The organism is Rhodococcus sp. IEGM1428 (assembly GCF_050321865.1).
Taxonomy (GTDB): Bacteria; Actinomycetota; Actinomycetes; order Mycobacteriales; family Mycobacteriaceae; genus Rhodococcoides.
In genome coordinates, this window is sequence record NZ_JBNQFW010000004.1 from 373,055 (window position 1) to 393,590 (window position 20,536).

Below are 20,536 nucleotides of genomic sequence, written 5' to 3' on the forward strand. Positions count from 1 at the left end.
AACTCCGTTTGCTTACTCTCGCGTTCATGGATCGTCAAAAGGAATTCGTGCTCCGGACTCTCGAAGAGCGCGACATTCGTTTCGTCCGCCTCTGGTTCACCGACGTCCTCGGGTATCTGAAATCGGTGGCCATCGCCCCCGCCGAGCTCGAAGGGGCGTTCGACGAGGGGATCGGCTTCGACGGTAGCGCCATCGAAGGGTTCGCTCGAGTCTCCGAGGCCGACACCGTCGCCAAGCCCGATCCCTCGACGTTCCAGATCCTGCCGTGGTCCACCAGCAAAGGCCACCAGCACTCGGCGCGGATGTTCTGCGACATCGCCATGCCCGACGGTTCGCCGTCCTGGGCCGACTCTCGCCACGTGCTACGTCGCCAGTTGAGCAAAGCCGCAGACCTCGGATTCAGCTGCTACGTGCACCCCGAGATCGAGTTCTTTTTGCTCAAAGATGCCCCGCAGGACGGCTCACCGCCCACCCCTGCCGACAACGGCGGATACTTCGACCAGGCCGTGCACGATTCGGCCCCGAACTTCCGCAGGCACGCCATCGACGCGCTCGAGTCGATGGGCATCTCGGTCGAATTCAGCCACCACGAGGCCGCGCCGGGACAGCAGGAGATCGATCTGCGGTACGCCGACGCGCTGTCGATGGCCGACAACATCATGACCTTCCGCTACGTGGTCAAGGAAGTCGCCATCGAAGAGGGTGTGCGTGCGACGTTCATGCCCAAACCGTTCAGCGACCAGGCCGGCTCGGCGATGCACACACACATGAGCCTGTTCGAGGGCGACGCCAACGCCTTCCACAACCCGGACGACCCGATGCAGCTCTCGGAAACCGGCAAGTCTTTCATCGCCGGCATCCTCGAGCACGCCAACGAGATCAGCGCCGTGACCAACCAGTGGGTCAACTCCTACAAGCGGCTGGTGCGCGGCGGCGAGGCACCGACCGCCGCATCGTGGGGACCGGCCAACCGCTCGGCCTTGATCCGCGTGCCGATGTACACCCCGAACAAGGCGTCGTCTCGGCGCGTCGAGATTCGCAGCCCCGACTCGGCCTGCAACCCGTACCTCGCCTTCGCGGTGCTGCTCGCGGCCGGTCTTCGCGGAATCGAGAAGGGGTACACCCTGCCGCCCGAGGCCGAGGAAGACGTGTGGGCACTGACGTCCGCCGAGCGTCGCGCCATGGGATACAAGGAACTGCCGGGCAATCTCGATCAGGCGTTGAACGCGATGGAAGGGTCCGAACTGGTCGCAGAAGCACTGGGCGAGCACGTGTTCGACTTCTTCCTGCGCAACAAGCGTCGTGAGTGGGAGGAATACCGCAGCCACGTCACGCCGTACGAGCTGAAGGCCTACCTGGGTCTGTAGAGCAGCGGGGTCTTTTGACAGACCGGCGTCGTCATGGGCTACGTTCTAGTCGATCGTGAATGTAGTTCCGATGCCGGCGCGGGCACCCTCGCGTCGCATTACCGACGACGGGGTAAAACTGTGGCACGCCGAGGTGGATTCTGATGGTGCGTCCTCCGACTTCCAGATCCGTCGTTCCCGGACCGGGCCGCCTCGGTTTGGTCGAAGAAACTGCGCCGTCCGATCTGCGCACTCTCGGTTGGACCGATGAGGACAGCCTCGAGCTGCTCTGGTCGCTGTCCCGCGCGCCGAATGCCGACCTCGCGCTCCGCACCCTGGTGCGCTTGTACGAGTCGCTCGGTGCCGGTTGGTCGGAGTTCGACACGGCGCTGCGCACGGACAAGGGATTCCGCGGGCGCATCCTCGGGCTCGTCGGCGCATCGAGTGCGCTCGCCGATCACCTCGTTGCAGACGACAGCACCTGGCGTTTGCTGCTGACCAAGGAAGGTCAGGGCACTGGGGTCTCGGCGAAGATCGAACTCCCCAGCAAGGCGACACTGGTCGCGGAACTTCTCGAGGTGGTCGGGGCCGAGCCCGAGACCGGACCCCATGCCGCACCCGATCTGTACCGGGCGTCGATCACCGGACCACCCGCTGTGATCGCTCTGCGCAAGAAGTACCGCGACCAGATCATGGTGTTGGCCGCGTACGACCTCGCCGCGACTGTCGAGAACGAGCCCGTACTGCCGTACACGGTGGTCGGATCGCAGCTCTCCGACATGGCCGACGCGGCCCTCACCGCAGCATTGGCCGTCGCCGTCGCAACCGTGTGCCCCGATGCGCCGTGTCCGACGCGCTTGGCCGTCGTCGCGATGGGCAAATGTGGTGCGCGCGAACTCAATTACGTCTCCGACGTCGATGTCGTGTTCGTCGCCGAACCCGCAGACTCTCAGGCGAGCCGCATCGCGGGTGAGATGATGCGCATCGGATCCTCGGCCTTCTTCGAGGTGGATGCCGCGCTGCGACCCGAGGGCAAGCGCGGCGAACTGGTCCGCACCCTGGATTCGCATGTGGCGTACTACAAGCGGTGGGCCAAGACCTGGGAGTTCCAGGCTCTGCTCAAGGCCAGGCCGATGACCGGTGACATCGCACTGGGCAACGATTACGTCGACGCGGTCAACCCGATGGTATGGCTGGCGAGTCAGCGCGAGGACTTCGTTCCGGAAGTGCGCGCAATGCGTCGTCGCGTCGAAGAGATGGTGCCGCCGGAGCTCCGCGAACGCGAGATCAAACTCGGACGCGGCAGTCTGCGAGACGTCGAATTCGCCGTCCAGCTACTGCAATTGGTGCACGGTCGAACCGACGAGTCGCTGCGCGTGCTCGGTACGACCGACGCACTGACCGCGCTCACCGAGGGCGGGTACGTCGGCCGCGACGACGCCGCGAATCTGACGGCGTCCTACGAGTTCCTCCGGCTGATCGAGCACCGCCTGCAGATGCAGCGAATGCGGCGCACACACACCCTGCCTCCGCAGGACGACGAGGAAGCGCTGCGGTGGTTGGCCCGTTCGGCGCACATGCGACCCGACGGCAATCGCGACGCTCTCGGGGTGCTGAACGCCGAGATCAAGAGGAATGCCCAGCGCATCAGGCGTCTGCATGCCAAGCTCTTCTACCGGCCGCTGCTGGACTCGGTGGTCAAGTTCGACTCCGAGACAGTACGTCTGACACCCGACGCGGCGACGCGTCAGCTCGCGGCCCTCGGCTACGCCACCCCGCAGAACGCACTGGGTCACTTGCGGGCGCTCGTCGGCTCGGGCACTCGGCGCGGCCAGATTCAGGCCGTGCTGCTCCCGACGCTGCTGGAGTGGCTCGCCGACACCCCCGATCCGGACGCCGGTCTCCTCAACTACCGCCGACTGTCGGAATCGGCAGGGGAGCAGACGTGGTTCCTGCGCGTGTTGCGCGACGAGGGCGCAGTGGCTCAGCGGCTGATGATCGTGCTCGGATCCTCGGCCTACGTACCGGATCTGTTGATCAAGGCCCCAGAGGTCATTCGGTTGTTCGCCGACGGCCCCACCGGCCCGCGTCTACTCGATGTCGAGCCCGAAGAGACCTATCGCGCCATCCTGTCTTCCTCGGCCCGCTACGAGGATCCGGTACGGGCGATCAACGCGGCCAGGGCGCTGCGACGCCACGAACTGGCCCGAGTGGCCTCGGCAGACATCCTCGGCATGCTCGACGTGCCTGCGGTGTGCAGAGCGCTGTCGTCGGTCTGGGCCGCCGTCATCAATGCCGCTCTCGCAGCTGCCATCCGGGCCAGCGAGATCGAGCGCGGCGAACCGGCACCGGCAACGCTGGCCGTCATCGGCATGGGAAGACTCGGAGGCGGCGAGCTCGGATACGGCAGCGACGCCGACGTGCTGTTCGTGTGCGAGCCGGTCGACGGGGTCGACGAGACCGTTGCGGTCAAGTGGGCCAACACCATTGCCGACCGCATCCGTAAACTGCTCGGCGCGCCCAGCACCGACCCGCCCCTCGAAGTCGACACCGGGCTGCGTCCGGAAGGCCGCAGCGGACCGGTGGTGCGCACGCTGTCGTCCTACGCCGCGTACTACTCCCAGTGGGCCCAGGCCTGGGAAGTCCAGGCTCTGCTGCGGGCCCACCAGGTGGCCGGCGACCAGGATCTCGGCATTCGGTTCCTGCTGATGGCAGACAAGGTGCGCTATCCCGAGGGTGGGGTGTCCGCCGAAGCGGTCCGTGAGATCAGACGCATCAAGGCGCGCATCGACTCCGAGCGTCTGCCCAAGGGCGCCGACCCCTCCACCCACACCAAGCTCGGGCGCGGGGGATTGGCCGACATCGAGTGGACCGTCCAGCTGATTCAGCTCCGGTATGCGCACAAGGTTCTTTCGCTGCACAACACCTCGACCCTGCAGTCGCTGGACGCGATCGGTGCGGCCGAGCTCATGAGCGAAACCGACGTTGAGTTGCTGCGCGAGGCGTGGATCCTCGCGACGAAAGCCCGCAACGCACTGGTTCTGGTGCGCGGCAAGCCGACCGACCAGCTACCGGCACCGGGCGCAGTACTCTCCGCCGTGGCGCAGGTCGCGGGCTGGGAGAACGGCGACGCCGGTGCGTTCCTCGACAACTACCTGCGTGTCACGCGTCGGGCAAAGGCAGTGGTGGAGCGGACCTTCGGCGGCAGCTGATCACTGTCTCCCTCTAGTCACTGCCGACGGTGACGAAACCCTGCTTCACCATCCAGTCGCGCGCGACATCCGCGGGCTCGCGTCCGTCTATGTCCACCTGCCGGTTGAGCTCGGTGATCTCGTCGTTGGTCAGCGCCGCGGAGATCGGAGCGGTGACCTCGGCGATCTCCGGGTATTGCTCGGCAATGGGCGTGCGAATCACGACCGTGGCGTTGTAGCGGGGAAAGAAGCTCTTGTCATCTTGAATCACGACCAGGTTGAGACCTTTGATACGGCCGTCGGTGGTGAACACCTCACCGAATGTGCATTGCGAACCGTCGGCCGTTGCTTGATAGATGATGCCGCCCTGCAACACCTGCCGCGGAACGACGTTGGGGTCGAAGCCGTAGGCAGCGGCCATACCCGGAAACCCGTCCTGTCGTGAATTGAACTCGGTCTCCACGCAGGTCTTTGCCCCTGCCGGATCGGTAGTGGCGAGCGCGGCGTAGTCCGAAAGCGTCTTGATGCCGGTCGCGTCTGCCGTCGCCTGATTCATCGCGAGTGCGTACGTGTTGTCCATCGGTGCAGGGTTGACCCAGGTGAGTCCGTTGGCTGCGTCCTGGTCGCGCAAGGCCTCGAACTGCCCGGTGGCGTCCGGAATGGCGGTTTCGTTTCCCAGGAAGTTGATCCAGGCCGTACCCGTGTATTCGTAGGTGACGTCCACCTGGCCGGAAACCATGGCTTGGCGGGTGCTGTTGGACCCCGAAATGTTGGTGAGGTCTCGGACGTCCGCTCCGGCTGCCACCAGCCCGAATTCGAGTATGTAACCCAGGATCACCTGCTCGGTGAATTCCTTCGAGCCGACGATCAATTGTGCGCCTTCGAGACCCGGTACAGGTTGGATGCTGCCGGGTTCCACGGACAGCGGCACTGCGCTGCCCGACTGCAGACCGCAGCTCGTCGCTGCCGTCATCATGACGGCGCAGAGGGCAATAAACCCGCGTGTCTTGTGCCGCATCAGCTTCGGTCCTCACGGCTCGATGTAAGAGACGGCTAATCCGCGCCTGCGGTGACGAAACCCTCTTTGACCATCCAGTCACGTGCGACGTCGGCCGGTTCGCGGCCGTCGACGTCGACCTGTTTGTTCAGTTCGGTGATCTCGTCATTGGTCAGCTTGGCCGAAATCGGCGCAGTCACCTCGGCAATTTCCGGATACTGCTCGGCGATCGACGAGCGGATCACGACGGTGGCGTTGTACCGGGGAAAGAAGCTCTTGTCGTCCTCGACAACGACGAGATTCAGACCCTTGATTCGGCCGTCGGTGGTGAACACCTCACCGAACTTGCATTGCGAACCCTCGGCCGTCGCCTGATAGATGATTCCGGTCTGCAGAATCTGACGGGGAACGGCATTGGGGTCGAAACCGTACGTTGCCGCCAGGCCGGGAAATCCGTCCTGTCGTGAATTGAACTCGGTCTCCACGCACAACGCCGACGCGGCCGGATCGCGCGCCACGAGAGCTGCGTAGTCCGACAGAGTCTTCACTCCGGTCTGGTCGGCAGTTGCCTGGTTCATCGCCAGGGCGTACGTATTGTCCATCGGCGCGGGATTGACCCACGTCAATCCATTGGCAACATCGGCATCGCGGATCGCATCGAACTGCTCGGTGGCATCCGTGATGGGACTTTCGTTGCCGAGGTAGTTGATCCAGCCGGTCCCGGTGTACTCATAGGTGAGATCGACCTGCCCGGAGACCATGGCCTGGCGGGTGCTGTTCGACCCCGAAATGTTCGTCAGGTCGCGAACGTCTGCGCCTGCAGCCGACAACGCGAATTCGAGGATGTAGCCCAGTACGATCTGCTCGGTGAAGTCTTTGGAGCCGACGGTCAGTTCCGCGCCCTCGAGACCTGGCATCGCTTCGATGCTGCCGGGCTCCACCGACAGCGGCACGGCGCTGCCAGATTGCAAACCGCAACCTGCCAGTGCGATCGTGCTGATCGCGCACAGAGATATGAGTTGTTGTGTCGAGCGCCGCATCAGCGGAGTCCTTTCGGGCCGAGATAGGCCTCGGCGAGTGCCCCGAGCCAGTCCACGAACAACGCGAGGGCCACGGCGAGAACGCCTCCAACGACGAGGATGAGTGGCTGGTAGAGCTTGTATCCGGTATCGATCAGAACTCCGAGACCGCCCGCTCCCACGAGGAAGCTCAAAGTGGCGGTACCGACGGCGAGCACCAGCGACGTTCGTAGACCGGCCAGCATGTACGGCACGGCGAGTGGAAACTCGATACGCCAGAGGATGCCGCTACTCGACATGCCCTGTCCGCGTGCAGCATCGATGTAACTCGGGTCGACCTGCTGGAAGCCGAGCATCGTGTTTCGGAGAACGGGAAGCAGCGAGTAGAACGCGATAGGCAGTACGCCGATCCAGAAACCGGTCTTGCCGGTCGCGAGGAACAGCAACACCAACAGGCCCACCGCCGGAGCGGCCTGACCGATGTTGGCGATACCGATGAAGATCGGTGCCAACTTGCGGTAGCCGTTGCGGGTCAACAGGATTCCCAGAGGAACCGCTATAGCCAGCACGAGCGCCGTGACGACGATCGTGATCAAGACGTGCTCTTTCAACGCCTGGAACAGCGTGGCCGCGTTCAACGTCTCCGCTTGTGTAGCAGTCAGATCGCGAGTGAACGTATAGGCAAGAAGTGCGACAACCACTATCGCGATGAGGGCCGGTTGCACCAGTAGCCGAACACGTTCCGCTCGCTTGGCAGCCTGCTTCGCCGCCTGCACGCCGCTGTCGTCCCCTGCTGCATCGACGACCGAGGAATCCGCAGCGGTCGTCACGACGGACTTCCTGCAGTCACGTCTTCCGCTGAGGTGTCCTTGTCGTGGTCGTGAGCATGCTGCGAACGGATGGTCTTGATGGTGTCGATCAGTTGCTCGATGGTGATCGTGCCGGCGTATTCGCCGCGCTGACCGGTAACTGTTGCGGTCGCGTTGCCCTCGGCGAGAAGCGCTTCGAGTGCGTCCTGCAGCGTCGACTGCGTCGAGACCATTTCGCCCATCGGAACACCGACGTCGCGCAGGCTGCCTACCCCGGCGAGATGACGGCGATCGGTCCAACGAATGGGCCGCTTACGCGCATCGAGAATGATTCCCCATGCCTCCGGATCGTTTCCGAGAGCCGCGTTCATCGACTCGACCGGCTGGTCTTCGCCCATGACCGGAACATCGGCCAACTCGATGTCGCGCACTCTCATCAGTGTCAGTTGCTTGAGAGCTGCACCGGCACCGACGAATCCGGCGACCGTCTCGTCGGCTGGGTTGGCCAGCACCGCTTCGGGGGTATCGAACTGCAGGATTCGGGACTGATTGCCCAGCACGGCGATTCGATCACCGAGTTTGACGGCTTCGTCGAAGTCGTGCGTGACGAAGACGATCGTCTTGCCCAGTTCGGCCTGTAGACGCATCAATTCGTCCTGAAGCAAACCGCGAGTGATGGGGTCGACGGCACCGAAAGGCTCGTCCATCAACAGAACCGGCGGATCAGCGGCCAGAGCGCGCGCAACACCGACACGTTGCTGCTGACCTCCGGACAGCTGGCGTGGGTAGCGTTCGCGGTACAACGCTGGATCGAGACCGACGAGATCGAGCATTTCGTCCGTACGGTCCGAGATCCTCTTCTTCTTCCAGCCGATCAGCCCTGGAACCATGCCGACGTTCTCGGCAATGGTCATGTGCGGGAACAGCCCTGCTTGCTGGATGGAGTATCCGATGGTGCGGCGGAGCTCGTTCGGGTTGATCGACAATGCGTCCTTGCCACCGATGGTGATGCGGCCCGACGTCGGTTCGATCAATCGGTTGATCATTCGCATGGTCGTCGTCTTGCCGCAGCCCGACGGTCCGACCAATACGACCACTTCGCCGGCCGGGATCGTCATCGACACGTTGTCGACGGCGGCGTCCTTTTGGCCCGAGTAACTCTTGGTCACGTTCTCCAGCACGATTTCTGCGCCGGATACGGTCGTTTTCTCACTCACGGATACCCCTCGAGGTGGTCAGTTTGCCGATCACGACGTAGATCCCATCGAGGATCAACGCCAGCAGGACGATGAGGATGGTGCCGGTCAGTGCCTGTGGAACGGCGGTGGGGCTGCCGACCCGTGCGAGCCCGGAGAACAGAAGGTTGCCCAGGCCAGGGCCTTTGGCGTAAGCAGCGATGGCCAGAATGCCCATGGCCAGCTGTGTACTGACTCGCATACCGGTCAGAATCGAGGGCCACGCAAGTGGAATCTCGATGCGCCGCAACACAAGAATGCGGCTCATGCCGATTCCGCGGGCGGCATCGGTTACTGCCGGATTGACCGCATCCAGGCCGACCACCGTGTTTCGGATGATCGGGAGCAGTGAGTACAGGACCAGAGCGGTCACTGTCGGTCGAACACCGAGTCCCAAAATGGGAATCAGCAGACCCAACAGAGCAAACGACGGAATCGTGAGGACGGTGCTCGCCAGGGCCGTCGCGATAGCGGAGCCCGCCGGACTGCGATAGACGAGTACACCGATGGCGACGCCGATGACGGTAGCGATGACGACGCATTGGATGACGGCCGACACGTGTAGATAAGAGTCGATTGCCAACTGCCTTCGCCGTCCGACGATGAATTCCCACAGTGCATCCATGCAGTTGTCGTCCTCTGTTCGCCGGTAGCGGATAAATATCTTTACCCCGCGTACCACTTATCAAACGCCGACCGGTCTGAATTCAGTGCGGATTGCCGCAAAAGTTGCCGATCGGAAACCATCGAGAACGAGAAAACGCCCGGCCGAAAAGATTCGGCCGGGCGTTTTCGGTGTGAATTTTATCGACTCACACGTCGTAGTACAGCGAGAACTCGTACGGGTGCGGACGCAGGTTCACCGGAGCGATTTCCTGTTCACGCTTGAGCGAGATCCAGGTCTCGATCAGGTCGGTCGTGAACACGCCACCCTCGGTGAGGTAATCGTGATCGGCCTCGAGACGGTCGATGACCGCATTGAGCGAGGTGGGTGCCTGAGGAATGTTCTTGGCTTCCTCGGGCGGCAACTCGTAGAGGTCCTTGTCGACCGGAGCCATCGGCTCGATCTTGTTCTTGATTCCGTCCAGGCCCGCCATCATCTGAGCAGCGAAGTTCAGGTACGGGTTGCCCGAGGAGTCCGGCGCGCGGAACTCGAGGCGCTTGGCCTTCGGGTTGTTGCCGGTGATCGGGATGCGCACTGCCGCGGAGCGGTTGCGCTGGCTGTAGACCAGGTTGATGGGGGCTTCGTAGCCCGGCACCAAGCGGTGGTACGAGTTGATCGTCGGGTTGGTGAAGGCCAACAGCGACGGCGCGTGGTGCAGGATGCCGCCGATGTAGTGGCGTGCGAGATCCGACAGTCCGGCGTATCCGGCCTCGTCGTGGAAGAGGGGCTTCCCGTCCTTCCACAGCGACTGGTGCACGTGCATGCCCGAGCCGTTGTCGCCGAAGAGCGGCTTCGGCATGAAGGTTGCCGACTTGCCGTTCTGCCACGCGGTGTTCTTGACGATGTACTTGAACAGCTGCAGATCGTCGGCGGCGCGGAGCAGCGTGTTGAACTTGTAGTTGATCTCCTGCTGCCCGCCGGTGCCGACCTCGTGGTGGGCACGCTCGAGCTCGAAGCCCGCGTTCTGCAGGTTGGTGGAGATCTGGTCGCGCAGGTCCACGTAGTGGTCGTACGGAGCGACGGGGAAGTAGCCACCCTTGAATCGAACCTTGTAGCCGAGGTTCGGGCTGCCGTCTGCCTCGGTCTCGGCTCCGGTGTTCCACCAACCCGAGGACGAGTCGACCTCGTAGAACGCGCCGTTGGCCTGCGAATCGAAGCGGACGGAATCGAAGATGTAGAACTCGGCCTCGGCACCGAAGTAGGCGGTGTCGGCGATGCCGGTGCTGGCCAAGTACTCCTCGGCCTTGCGAGCGACGTTGCGCGGATCGCGGCTGTATGCCTCACGCGTGAACGGATCGTGGACGAAGAAGTCGATGTTCAGCGTCTTGGCGTTGCGGAACGGGTCGACCTGAGCGGTGGCGTAGTCCGGAAGCAAGATCATGTCGGACTCGTGGATGGACTGGAAGCCGCGGACGGACGAGCCGTCGAACGCGAGACCGTCTTCCAGGGTATCCGCCGTGAACGCCTTCGCGGCGATCGAGAAGTGCTGCTGTGCACCCGGCAGATCCGTGAATCGGATGTCGACGTATTCGATTCCTTCATCTGCGATGAACTTGATGACCTCTTGGGCCGTGGAAAACGCCACGCTTTTGCTCCTTTGTTGAGTCCGTCGAACTGACGGTATGGACTTGGTGTTGCCCGCCCGTCAAGGTCGTGTTTCGCCCGTGTTACGCGTCCTGGTTCACGAGTGGCACGAACAACAGTACGTCCGCGTGTTTTCCCGTGTGTCCGGTCGCGCCTATCCTGGAAATCATGGCACGAATGACAGGGTCCTGGTTGTCCGGACCGGCGGCCGCGAACCCACGGCAACCACAGAACTTTCGCGGCGAAGAACTGGGCCTGCCTCAGCAGGGGGTCGGCGCACTGGCAGGTGCAGGCCGCAGAATTCTGGCCCTGATTCTGGACTGGACCATGGCGACCGGCGTCGCGTCGCTGATTCTCGGCGGTTACACCACGAGTGGACTGATCTCGACGATCGTACTTGCGGTGTGGTTCGTAGTTGGACTGGTGACCGTCTCGCTGTTCTCGTTCACTCCTGGGCAGTTCGTGGTCGGTATCCAGGTCGGTCGCATCGACGCCCATGCCCGAGTCGGCTTCGTCCGGGCGCTGGTTCGTCAGCTGATTCTGCTGTTCGTCGTCCCGGCCGTCATCACCGATATGGACGGACGCGGAATGCACGATCGCGCAACGGGAACAGCCCTGCTGCGGACCCGCTGAGGGCGCGCACCAGGGCTGCTGTGGAGTGTCGATCGGGATCTAGCGGCGCTTCATGGTCCGCTGGACGCCCTTCATCTTGGCCCCGCCGGGAACGGGTCCCTTCGGCATCGCCGGGCCGCCCTTCGTGCCGAGCGCGGAGAGCCGTGACTCGATGGTGTCCATGCGCTTGCCGTCGATGTTCTTGGGCAACTTCGACAGATACTTCTGCAGACCCGACAGAGGAATCTGGTTCTCTTCGTTTCCGACGATCACGTCGTAGATGGGGGTGTCACCCACCAGGCGGGCGGTCTTCTTCTTCTCTTGTGCCAGCAGTGCTTTCACGCGCTGCGGTGCACCCTCGGCAACGAGGATGACCCCGGGCTTGCCGATCACCCGGTGCACGGCGTCGAGGTGAGTGGTGCCGGCGATCGCGTTGGTCACCCGCCACGAACCCTGCAGGTTGTCCAGGGCCCAGGCTGCAGCACCGGCCTGACCGTCGGCCTTCTTGTACACCGACTTCTGCACCCGGCGACCGAAGATGATGAAGGCGACCAACACGCCGAGCAGCAAGCCGATGGGGAGCAAGAACCACTGGAAGCCGAAGGCGAGGCCGATGAGGAAGCCGACGAGCCCGAGCCCGACCACCGCCCCGATCATCAGCGGAAGGAGAGCTTTGTCGTCCTTGCGCTGCATCTGGAACGCCTGCCACAGCTGACTGCGGCGTTCCTTCGATGCCTTCTTGCGGGCCGCTTTCGCGGCTGCTTTTACTTCCTTGCTGGGCTTCGCTGCTTTGCCAGCCTTACTGCCGTTCGCCATACCTCACAGGATACGTCCTGTGCCGACGCTCACTTGCACCGCTTCCGGATTGGGAACGAGGATCAGCGAGCGGCCAGACGTGCCATCAACGAACTGGCCTCCTGCGAGGCTTCGCCGCCATCGGTCAGATGGCTCATGCTCTCGGGCAGTTCGCGACCGTGGTGCGCCATGGCCTGCGCGTACAGGCGCCCGGCACGGTAGGACGAGCGGACCAACGGCCCGGCCAGCACACCGGCGAATCCGACCTCGGTGGCGTAGTCGGAGTGCTCGACGAACTCCTCCGGCTTGACCCATCGCTCGACGGGGTGGTGCCGGGGTGAGGGGCGCAGGTATTGGGTGATGGTGAGGATGTCGCAGCCCGCCTCGTGCAGGTCGCGAATCGCTTCCTGCACCTCTTCGGGCGTCTCGCCCATGCCGAGGATGAGGTTGGACTTGGTGACCAAGCCGTCATCGCGCGCCGCAGTGATGACGTCCATCGACCGCTGGTAGCGAAACGCCGGACGAATGCGCTTGAAGATGCGCGGCACGGTCTCGACGTTGTGGGCCAGGACCTCCGGTCGCGAGGAGAAGACCTCGGCCAGCTGATCGGGTTTGGCGTTGAAATCGGGGATGAGCAGCTCGACACCGGTGTTCGGGTTCAGCTTCTTGATGAAGCGCACCGTCTCGGCGTACAGCCATGCTCCGCCGTCCTCGAGATCGTCACGGGCGACGCCGGTGATCGTGGAGTAGCGCAGACCCATGGCCTGCACGGACTCCGCCACACGGCGCGGCTCGTCTCGATCGAGGTCGTCCGGCTTGCCGGTGTCGATCTGGCAGAAATCGCAACGGCGGGTGCATTGCTCACCGCCGATGAGGAAGGTCGCTTCGCGATCTTCCCAGCATTCGTAGATATTCGGGCAGCCGGCTTCCTCGCACACCGTGTGCAGACCCTCACGCTTCACAAGACCTTTGAGCTCGGTGTATTCCGGGCCCATCTTGGCTTTGGTCTTGATCCAGTTGGGTTTGCGTTCGATGGGGGTCTCCGCGTTTCGGATCTCGAGGCGGAGCAGCTTGCGTCCTTCTGGGGCCACAGTCACAGATTCGATGCTACGCGCCGAACCGAACGGTGGTGAACTGCGGGTTGATCGACGCGCCGACTGTCGCCGGATGCTCGATGTCATGGTCCTGCACCGGCATCGAACCGTCGAGGGCAGCCAGTATCGCAGCGGTGACGGCCGCGAGGACGTCGTCGGTCGTCACGTCACGTCCCAGTTCGAGCGACAGTGATGTGACGCCCGCATCGGCGATGCCGCACGGCACGATCGCATCGAACCCGGTCATGGCCGCATTGCAGTTGAGCGAGAAGCCGTGCAGTGTCACCCCGCGCTGGACGCGGACCCCAATTGCGGCGATCTTGCGCTCGGGAAGCCAGACGCTGTCGCGCATTTCGGCTGCAAGCCACACCCCTGAGCGGCCGTCGACGCGTCCGCACACGATGCCGTATCCGGATACGACGGAGATCAGCGCTTCTTCGATACGGCGCACGTACTTGACGACGTCGATGGGCTGCGCGAGCTTCACGATGGGATATCCGACCAACTGGCCAGGACCGTGCCAGGTGATCTTGCCGCCGCGGTCCACCTCGACGACGGGAGTGCCGTCCCGGGGCATGTCTTCCTCGGCGGTGCGTCGGCCCGCGGTGTAGACGGAGGGATGCTCGAGCAGCAACAGTGTGTCGGAGCCGACGCCGTCGGCCCGGGCACCCGCAAGATCGCGCTGCAGAGCCCACGCCTCGGTGTAATCGACGGTGCCCAACTGGCGCACCACGACAGGCTCGGTGCTCGCGCGTGCCGATGCTCGGACCGACGAAGAGTTCGCGTCACTCATGATTCGGAACGGTACGCCGCGTCAGCTGCCCACAGCTACTCGCAGTGCCTCTCCCACGGTGTTGTGCTCGAACGAGTACCCCGCGTCCTCCAGAGCCTTCGGAATGGCGCGCGGACCGGTGAGAATGGCTTCCTCGGCGAATTCGCCGATCACGGCCTTGAGGGCGAAGCCGGGGACGACCCACGGGGCTGGGCGGTGCACCGCTCGGGACATCGCACTGTTGAACTGCGCGTTCGTCACCGGGGTCGGACCCACCATGTTGACCGGTCCACGCAAGGAATCGCTCTCGATGCCGTGGACGATGGCACCGATCTCGTCCTCCAGAGAAATCCACGGGAAGTACTGACGTCCACTGCCGAGCCGCCCGCCGAGGGCGAACAAATAGAGCGGACGAAGCTTGCCCAGCATTCCGCCGCGCTGCGACAGCACGACGCCGCTGCGCAGCATGATCGTGCGTACGCCCGCATCGGACGCCGCAGACGTGGCGTTCTCCCAATCGCGACACACCTCGGCCAGAAAACCCTCACCGACGGGAGCGGTCTCGTCGACCACTCGATCGCCCGTGTCGCCGTAGAAGTTGACGCCGCTGGCGTTGATCAATGTCGGTACTCCCGCATCGGCGGCAGCTCCAGCGAGCACCTCGGTGGGAGCGATTCGACTGTCGCGCACCAATTGCTTGTAAGCACCGGACCATCTCTTGTCGCCGATTCCGACACCACACAGGTTGACGATCGCGTCGGCACCGTCGAGGGTGGCCGCGTCGATGCTCCCGCGCGACGGGTCCCACTGCGACTCGTCCGGGCCCGCCGGTGAACGCCGTACGAGGCGGGTGACGTCGTGGCTCCGGCCTCGCAGTGCTGCGACCAGAGCTGTGCCGATCAATCCCGATGAACCTGCAATGACTACGCGCATATGAACGAAAGCCTCCTTGACGCAGTCCGGGGCATCATTCGCGAACGAATGATGCCCCGGATGCTCGGTTCGTGCCCCACTTGTCGAGACTCCGATGCGAATGTGTCGCGCTCCTACGAGAATACGTGAGGCGCGAAACTCGCCGGTTGTCTACAGGCCGAGATCGGCCTCGAACGACGCTACTTCGAGACGCTGCTTGATCGTCGTCAGGAAGCGCCCTGCGTCGGCTCCGTCCACCAACCGGTGGTCGTAGGTGAGCGGCAGGTAGCACATCGAGCGAACACCGATCGACTCGTTGCCCGAGTCGTCCTTGACGACCACGGGACGCTTGACGATCGCACCCGTACCCAGCATGGCCGCCTGCGGCGGAACCAGGATCGGGGTGTCGAACAGCGCACCCTGGCTGCCGATGTTGGTGATCGTGAACGTGCCACCGGACAGCTCGTCCGGCTTCAGCCCACCCGAACGTGCGCGGGTCGCGATGTCGTTGATCGCCCGAGCCAACCCGGCCAGCGACAGGTCACCGGCGTTGTGGATGACGGGGGAGAGCAGACCCTGCTCGGTGTCCACGGCAATGCCGAGGTGGACATCGGCGTGGTAGGTGATCTCCTTGGCGTCCTCGTTGATGCTCGCGTTGACGTTGGGATGCGCCTTGAGAGCCTCCACGACGGCCTTCGCGAAGAACGGCAGGTACGTCAGGTTGACGCCCTCGTTCTCGGCGAACTTCGCCTTCGCCTTCGTTCGCAGACCGGCGATCTTGGTGACATCCACCTCGAAGGTCTGCGTGAGCTGCGCAGAGGTCTGCAGCGACTCGCGCGTCTTCTTCGCGGTGATCTGACGGATCCGGTTGATCTTCTGCGTGGTGCCACGCAGATGTGCGAGCTCCGGGCGAACACCGGCAGTAGCCGGCGCAGCAGCCTTGGCGGCAGCGGCGGGCGCAGCCTCGGCGGCCGGAGCTGCCGGAGCCTTCTTGGCCTCGGCAGCCGCGAGCACGTCCTGCTTGCGGATGCGTCCACCGACACCGGTGCCCTTGACCGTGGAGAGATCGACGTCGTTGTCCGACGCCAGCTTCCGGACGAGCGGTGTGACGTACGGGCTGGAATCACCCGACGGTGCCGACTCCTTGGCGGGCGCGGCCTTGGGAGCCTCCTGCTTCGGCTCGGGCTTGGGCTCGGCCTTCGGGGCTTCCTGCTTGGGAGCCTCCTTCTTCGGCTCTTCCTTCTTCGGCTCTTCGGCCTTCGGGGCCTCGGGCTCCGGGGTGGCCTCGGGCTCGGGAGCCTTCTCGGCGGGCGATCCGGATCCGATGACGGCGAGCTGGCCACCGACGGCAACCGTGTCGTCTTCCTCGGCGGAGATTTCGAGCAGCGTTCCGGCGACCGGAGACGGGATCTCGGTATCGACCTTGTCGGTGGAGACCTCGAGCAGCGGCTCGTCGACTGCAACCTCGTCGCCGACGGCCTTGAGCCATCGGGTCACGGTGCCCTCGGTGACGGACTCACCCAACTCGGGCATCGTCACGGGCGTACCGGATCCTGACGAGTCGGACGACGCACTCGCTGCGGGTGCCTCCTCCTCTGCCTGTGGCTCGGGCTCGGCTGCGGGAGTGGGCTCCTCGGCAGCTTCCTCGGGTGCCGATTCCTCGGCGGGGGCAGCGTCCTCGGCCGGTGCGTCGGACGAGGGGGCCTCGCCTGCGTCACCGATCTGGGCGAGCTCGCCACCGATCTCGACGGTGTCGTCTTCCTGAGCGACGATCTTGGTGAGAACACCGGCAGCAGGCGACGGGATCTCGGTATCGACCTTGTCCGTGGAGACTTCGAGCAATGGCTCGTCGACTTCGACGGTGTCGCCTTCTTGTTTGAGCCACCTCGTGACAGTTCCCTCGGTGACACTCTCACCGAGAGCTGGCATCTGGACGGAGAAGGCCATGTCTGTTGACTCCTCGACAGTTGTATGCGGGTGATGTAGTTCTTACGACTTGTGGTCGCAGACCATTGTGCTGGCGGAACAGGGTTCATGGACGAGAGTTGGGTGATTCGATTCGACGGAGGCACCGGTGCGATCGACACTCACCGAGCATGTTCGGCTCGATCCAGCGCCCACGTCGACACTCCCTCTCGGCAACTCACTTACTCACTTCACGAGCCTTGGTTCACTATCAAGAGAGCTGAACCCTCTACAGTCATCCTTCCATTGTTGTCGCCTCGCCGTTCCCCTAGGGCGCACAACACGCCTGGCAAACTGGCGGGTAACAACATTTCCGGCATCCGTGCCGGCGATCCATAGGCCGTACGAAAAGGATGTTCTCGTGGGATTGTTCGATCGACTCAAACGAAGCGGCGGGGCCGCAAAACGTGGCCCCGAAGGGTCGGTCGCCCAGTACCTGGCCGATTGGACCGCCGCGCGAATCGGTGTCGAGGCCTACGTCGAGCCCAAGACGACGGTGACCCCGCTGACCGTCGTACTGGTCGCGAACGACGGCGAATGGACCCGGCGGCCGCTGGATGAAAAATATGCACGAAAGATCGGACCCGACCTGAAGATCCCGGTGTACGACGTCCGCAAGACCGGGTATCCCCAACGAATGCGCGACCACGACGCGCGCCAGAAGATCATCAAGAAGCGCGAACAGCAGCAGCGCGACGTGTGATCGACGTCCGTGCGCGAGGACGTTGCTCCCCGCGCACGGACGGTCCGAATCAGCCGTTCTCGACTATGTCTTCGAGAACCGCGAACATGGTCCGCACGGGAACTCCGGTGCCGCCCTTGCCGGTGTAGCCGAAGGGGCCTCCGGTGTTGTAGGCCGGGCCCGCGACATCGATGTGAGCCCATTCGACGCCGTCGGCCACGAATTCCTTCAGGAACAGAGCTGCTGCCAGCATTCCTCCGGCCCGGCCGTTGGTGACGTTCGCCAGATCGGCCACCTTGGAGTCGAGTTCGCGTCGAATCTCCCTCGGAAGCGGCATGGCCCAGCCGTTCTCGCCGATGGCCTGGGAGATTTCGGCAACCCGGTCGCGGAAGTTGTCGGTACCCATCACGCCCGGCGTTCTGTTGCCGAGCGCTACGACCTGAGCCCCGGTGAGCGTTGCGGTGTCGATGAGGTAATCCGGATCGTCCTCGCAGGCACGCACTATCGCGTCGGCCAGCACCAGTCGACCTTCGGCGTCGGTGTTGATGACCTCGACGGTGATGCCGCCGTACTGGGTCAGTACATCGCCCGGACGCTGCGCAGTGCCCGACGGCATGTTCTCGGCCATCGGCACCGTCGCGATCACATCGAGTGGCAGGCCGACCTTCGCGGCGAGGATCACCGTCGCGATGACCGCAGCCGCGCCGCCCATGTCCGAGGTCATGTTCTCCATGCCCGCAGCGGGTTTGATGGAGATGCCGCCGGTGTCGAAGGTGATTCCCTTGCCCACCAGGGCAACCTTCTTCGCACCCCGCTTACCGCCCGAGTGCGTCAGGCGAACCAGTCGCGGCAGGCGTGAAGAACCCTTGCCGACGCCGTGAATACCGCCGTAGCCGTCCTTCTCCAGTGTCTTGTCGTCGAGGATCTCGACCTTCAGTCCCGCTGCCGTACCCAGAGCCTTGGCCTGCTCCGCGAACTCCTCGGGGTAGAGGTGGCTCGGCGGGGTGTTGACGAAATCGCGTGCCACGGCGACGGATTCGGCAATGGCGAGCGATCGTGCCAGCTCGGTCTTGGCGTCCTTGGAGCGGGTGTCGGGCACGAGCAACTCGACGCGGGCGAGTGGAAGACCATCGGCCTTCGGTGCCGACAAGGCCGACTTGAACTCGGTGAACTGGTACGCGCCGAGAAAGAAGCCTTCAGCGGCCGCTCCGAGATCGAGTGCGGACAACGTCGTCGCGACCGTATCGACACCCTTGAGCGAGCGTGCGGCCGTACCGGCCGACTGACGGATGCGTTCGCTGTCGATGTCGGCAGCGTTGCCGAGGCCCACTGCCAGGACGCTGGAGACGGGCAGTCCGGACGGAGCCGGGATCCGAACGAGCTCATCGGCTTTGCCGGTGGCACCGACGGATTCGAAGGCGTCGAGGAGTTCGGAAGCAACGGCGTCGTCCGAAATGTCATCGGTGATGGCGAGCTCGAGGCCGTCGTCACTGGTACTCAGCGCGACGACGAGAACGTCGACTTTCTTGCCGAGCTTGCCCGCGAGGACCAGGTCGGGTCCGAGAGTGCGGGATAGCGTCGAAGGTGAAGGCACGTGGCTGCTCCTGTAGGGGTTGACGTGTAGGTACCTCGATCCTAATGACGATCGATGGCGCAGCGGACCGAGGGACGAACTCGGTCCGCAGGGCCCGCACGAGCCGTGATGTGAGCTAGCGTGACCGCCATGACCGACACCGACCTGATCGAGGGACCGCTGCACGCCGTACACACCGAATTGGGTGCGACATTCGCGCCTTTCGGCGGTTGGACCATGCCGGTGTCATACGCCGGAGTGGTCGTCGAGCACACCGCGGTGCGGGAAACCGTAGGTCTGTTCGACGTCGGCCACCTGGGCAAAGCGTCGGTTACCGGACCCGGCGCTGCCGCCTTCGTGAACTCTGTTCTGACCAACGATCTCGGCCGCATCGAGCCGGGTAAAGCGCAGTACACCCTGTGCTGCACGGAATCCGGCGGCGTGGTCGACGACCTGATCGCCTACTACGTCTCCGATGACGACGTATTCCTGGTGCCGAACGCAGCCAACACGGCCGATGTCGTTGCCGCGATGGCAGCGCAGGCACCCGATGGCGTGTCGGTGGTGAACCAGCACCGCGAGTTCGGAGTGTTGGCCGTGCAGGGGCCGAAAGCGGCCGAGGTGCTGCAGGAACTGGGTCTGCCGACCGATATGGACTACATGGCGTTCGAGGACGCGACTTGGAATTCGGTGGCAGTGCGGGTGTGCCGAACCGGTTACACCGGCGAGCACGGCTACGAACTGGTTCCACCGGCGGACGATGCGGAACCGCTCTTCCGCGCACTGCTGGCCGCCGTGCGGTCACGTGGGGGACAGGTGTGCGGGCTCGGAGCACGCGACACTCTGCGCACCGAGATGGGATACCCGCTGCACGGACACGAACTGGCACTGGACATTTCGCCCCTGCAGGCTCGGTGCGGTTGGGCGATCGGCTGGAAGAAGGACGCGTTCTGGGGCAAGGAGGCACTGACCGCGGAGAAGGCCGACGGGCCGACGCGAACGCTGCGCGGACTGAAGGCTCTCGACCGCGGCGTACTCCGCCCCGGTCTCACCGTGCGGGCGTCGGGTCAGGACATCGGGACGACGACCTCCGGAACGTTCTCACCCTCGCTCAAGGTGGGTATCGCCCTGGCTTTGCTCGACGCCGAGGCGGCTCCGGCTGTCGGTTCGGAGGTCGAGGTCGACGTTCGTGGGCGTGCGTTGCGCTGCGAAGTGGTCGCGCCACCGTTTGTCGCTGCCAAGACCAGGTGACCGCGCGAGAGCGGGGGACCTCCACGATAGGATCT

Annotated in this window: 17 protein-coding genes; 5 read left to right on the plus strand and 12 right to left on the minus strand. The window is 64.0% G+C overall.

Annotation, left to right across the window (positions count from 1 at the left end; all coding sequences use genetic code 11):
• Positions 1-26: 26 nt before the first annotated feature.
• On the plus strand, positions 27-1,367 hold the full coding sequence (gene glnA, locus ACQR3T_RS20005) for a type I glutamate--ammonia ligase (protein WP_032379097.1): 1,341 nt from the start codon (positions 27-29) through the stop codon (positions 1,365-1,367).
• Between the two features lie 143 nt (positions 1,368-1,510).
• A complete protein-coding gene (locus tag ACQR3T_RS20010) occupies positions 1,511-4,558 on the plus strand; it encodes a bifunctional [glutamine synthetase] adenylyltransferase/[glutamine synthetase]-adenylyl-L-tyrosine phosphorylase (protein ID WP_428694612.1) in 3,048 nt (1,015 codons plus the stop codon).
• A gap of 13 nt (positions 4,559-4,571) precedes the next feature.
• Here ACQR3T_RS20010 and ACQR3T_RS20015 read toward each other — a convergent pair whose 3' ends face one another.
• From ACQR3T_RS20015 to glnA (ACQR3T_RS20040), 6 genes are all read right to left on the minus strand, one after another.
• A complete protein-coding gene (locus tag ACQR3T_RS20015; RefSeq protein WP_428694613.1) occupies positions 4,572-5,555 on the minus strand; it encodes a glycine betaine ABC transporter substrate-binding protein in 984 nt (327 codons plus the stop codon).
• Positions 5,556-5,590: 35 nt separating this feature from the next.
• Positions 5,591-6,574 carry a glycine betaine ABC transporter substrate-binding protein gene (locus ACQR3T_RS20020; RefSeq protein WP_428694614.1) on the minus strand — a complete coding sequence of 328 codons (984 nt, stop codon included), beginning with the start codon at positions 6,572-6,574 and terminating at the stop codon, positions 5,591-5,593.
• Positions 6,574-7,329, minus strand: coding sequence for an ABC transporter permease (locus tag ACQR3T_RS20025; RefSeq protein ID WP_032379555.1), 756 nt, complete (start codon positions 7,327-7,329; stop codon positions 6,574-6,576). Before ACQR3T_RS20025 ends, ACQR3T_RS20020 begins: the two co-directional genes overlap by 1 nt.
• Positions 7,330-7,379: 50 nt before the next feature.
• Positions 7,380-8,579, minus strand: a complete 1,200-nt coding sequence (locus ACQR3T_RS20030) for an ABC transporter ATP-binding protein (protein WP_428694615.1) — start codon at positions 8,577-8,579, stop codon at positions 7,380-7,382.
• On the minus strand, positions 8,572-9,222 hold the full coding sequence (locus ACQR3T_RS20035; RefSeq protein ID WP_032379092.1) for an ABC transporter permease: 651 nt from the start codon (positions 9,220-9,222) through the stop codon (positions 8,572-8,574). Before ACQR3T_RS20035 ends, ACQR3T_RS20030 begins: the two co-directional genes overlap by 8 nt.
• A 187-nt stretch (positions 9,223-9,409) precedes the next feature.
• On the minus strand, positions 9,410-10,846 hold the full coding sequence (gene glnA, locus ACQR3T_RS20040; RefSeq protein ID WP_032368128.1) for a type I glutamate--ammonia ligase: 1,437 nt from the start codon (positions 10,844-10,846) through the stop codon (positions 9,410-9,412).
• 167 nt (positions 10,847-11,013) lie between these two features.
• On the opposite strand from glnA (ACQR3T_RS20040), the gene ACQR3T_RS20045 reads away from it, so the two are divergent.
• On the plus strand, positions 11,014-11,478 hold the full coding sequence (locus ACQR3T_RS20045) for an RDD family protein (protein WP_032379091.1): 465 nt from the start codon (positions 11,014-11,016) through the stop codon (positions 11,476-11,478).
• A 39-nt stretch (positions 11,479-11,517) separates the two neighbouring features.
• Here the strand turns inward: ACQR3T_RS20045 and ACQR3T_RS20050 are convergent, their stop codons facing one another.
• From ACQR3T_RS20050 to sucB, 5 genes are all read right to left on the minus strand, one after another.
• Positions 11,518-12,273 carry a DUF4191 domain-containing protein gene (locus tag ACQR3T_RS20050; protein WP_032379090.1) on the minus strand — a complete coding sequence of 252 codons (756 nt, stop codon included), beginning with the start codon at positions 12,271-12,273 and terminating at the stop codon, positions 11,518-11,520.
• Positions 12,274-12,335: 62 nt separating this feature from the next.
• A complete protein-coding gene (gene lipA / locus ACQR3T_RS20055) occupies positions 12,336-13,349 on the minus strand; it encodes a lipoyl synthase (RefSeq protein ID WP_170944795.1) in 1,014 nt (337 codons plus the stop codon).
• Between the two features lie 10 nt (positions 13,350-13,359).
• Complete coding sequence (gene lipB / locus ACQR3T_RS20060) at positions 13,360-14,139, minus strand: lipoyl(octanoyl) transferase LipB (RefSeq protein ID WP_428694616.1); 780 nt, start codon at positions 14,137-14,139, stop codon at positions 13,360-13,362.
• A gap of 21 nt (positions 14,140-14,160) precedes the next feature.
• A complete protein-coding gene (locus ACQR3T_RS20065) occupies positions 14,161-15,051 on the minus strand; it encodes a TIGR01777 family oxidoreductase (RefSeq protein WP_032379087.1) in 891 nt (296 codons plus the stop codon).
• 150 nt (positions 15,052-15,201) lie between these two features.
• Complete coding sequence (gene sucB, locus ACQR3T_RS20070; protein ID WP_032379086.1) at positions 15,202-16,977, minus strand: 2-oxoglutarate dehydrogenase, E2 component, dihydrolipoamide succinyltransferase; 1,776 nt, start codon at positions 16,975-16,977, stop codon at positions 15,202-15,204.
• Positions 16,978-17,356: 379 nt separating this feature from the next.
• Here sucB and ACQR3T_RS20075 point away from each other — a divergent pair, with 379 nt between their 5' ends.
• A complete protein-coding gene (locus ACQR3T_RS20075; RefSeq protein ID WP_032379085.1) occupies positions 17,357-17,698 on the plus strand; it encodes a hypothetical protein in 342 nt (113 codons plus the stop codon).
• 49 nt (positions 17,699-17,747) lie between these two features.
• Here ACQR3T_RS20075 and ACQR3T_RS20080 read toward each other — a convergent pair whose 3' ends face one another.
• On the minus strand, positions 17,748-19,271 hold the full coding sequence (locus ACQR3T_RS20080; protein WP_428694617.1) for a leucyl aminopeptidase: 1,524 nt from the start codon (positions 19,269-19,271) through the stop codon (positions 17,748-17,750).
• Positions 19,272-19,400: 129 nt separating this feature from the next.
• Here ACQR3T_RS20080 and gcvT point away from each other — a divergent pair, with 129 nt between their 5' ends.
• Positions 19,401-20,501, plus strand: coding sequence for a glycine cleavage system aminomethyltransferase GcvT (gcvT, locus tag ACQR3T_RS20085; RefSeq protein WP_428694618.1), 1,101 nt, complete (start codon positions 19,401-19,403; stop codon positions 20,499-20,501).
• The last annotated feature ends 35 nt before the right edge of the window (positions 20,502-20,536 follow it).

What these genes read in the sequence shown, in the direction of transcription:
- glnA (WP_032379097.1), top strand. Translation starts at nt 27, where the DNA reads ATGGATCGTCAAAAGGAATTCGTGCTCCGGACTCTCGAAGAGCGCGAC.
- ACQR3T_RS20010 (WP_428694612.1), top strand. Translation starts at nt 1,511, where the DNA reads ATGGTGCGTCCTCCGACTTCCAGATCCGTCGTTCCCGGACCGGGCCGC.
- ACQR3T_RS20015 (WP_428694613.1), bottom strand. Translation starts at nt 5,555, where the DNA reads ATGCGGCACAAGACACGCGGGTTTATTGCCCTCTGCGCCGTCATGATG.
- ACQR3T_RS20020 (WP_428694614.1), bottom strand. Translation starts at nt 6,574, where the DNA reads ATGCGGCGCTCGACACAACAACTCATATCTCTGTGCGCGATCAGCACG.
- ACQR3T_RS20035 (WP_032379092.1), bottom strand. Translation starts at nt 9,222, where the DNA reads ATGGATGCACTGTGGGAATTCATCGTCGGACGGCGAAGGCAGTTGGCA.
- ACQR3T_RS20045 (WP_032379091.1), top strand. Translation starts at nt 11,014, where the DNA reads ATGGCACGAATGACAGGGTCCTGGTTGTCCGGACCGGCGGCCGCGAAC.
- ACQR3T_RS20050 (WP_032379090.1), bottom strand. Translation starts at nt 12,273, where the DNA reads ATGGCGAACGGCAGTAAGGCTGGCAAAGCAGCGAAGCCCAGCAAGGAA.
- lipB (WP_428694616.1), bottom strand. Translation starts at nt 14,139, where the DNA reads ATGAGTGACGCGAACTCTTCGTCGGTCCGAGCATCGGCACGCGCGAGC.
- ACQR3T_RS20065 (WP_032379087.1), bottom strand. Translation starts at nt 15,051, where the DNA reads ATGCGCGTAGTCATTGCAGGTTCATCGGGATTGATCGGCACAGCTCTG.
- sucB (WP_032379086.1), bottom strand. Translation starts at nt 16,977, where the DNA reads ATGGCCTTCTCCGTCCAGATGCCAGCTCTCGGTGAGAGTGTCACCGAG.
- gcvT (WP_428694618.1), top strand. Translation starts at nt 19,401, where the DNA reads ATGACCGACACCGACCTGATCGAGGGACCGCTGCACGCCGTACACACC.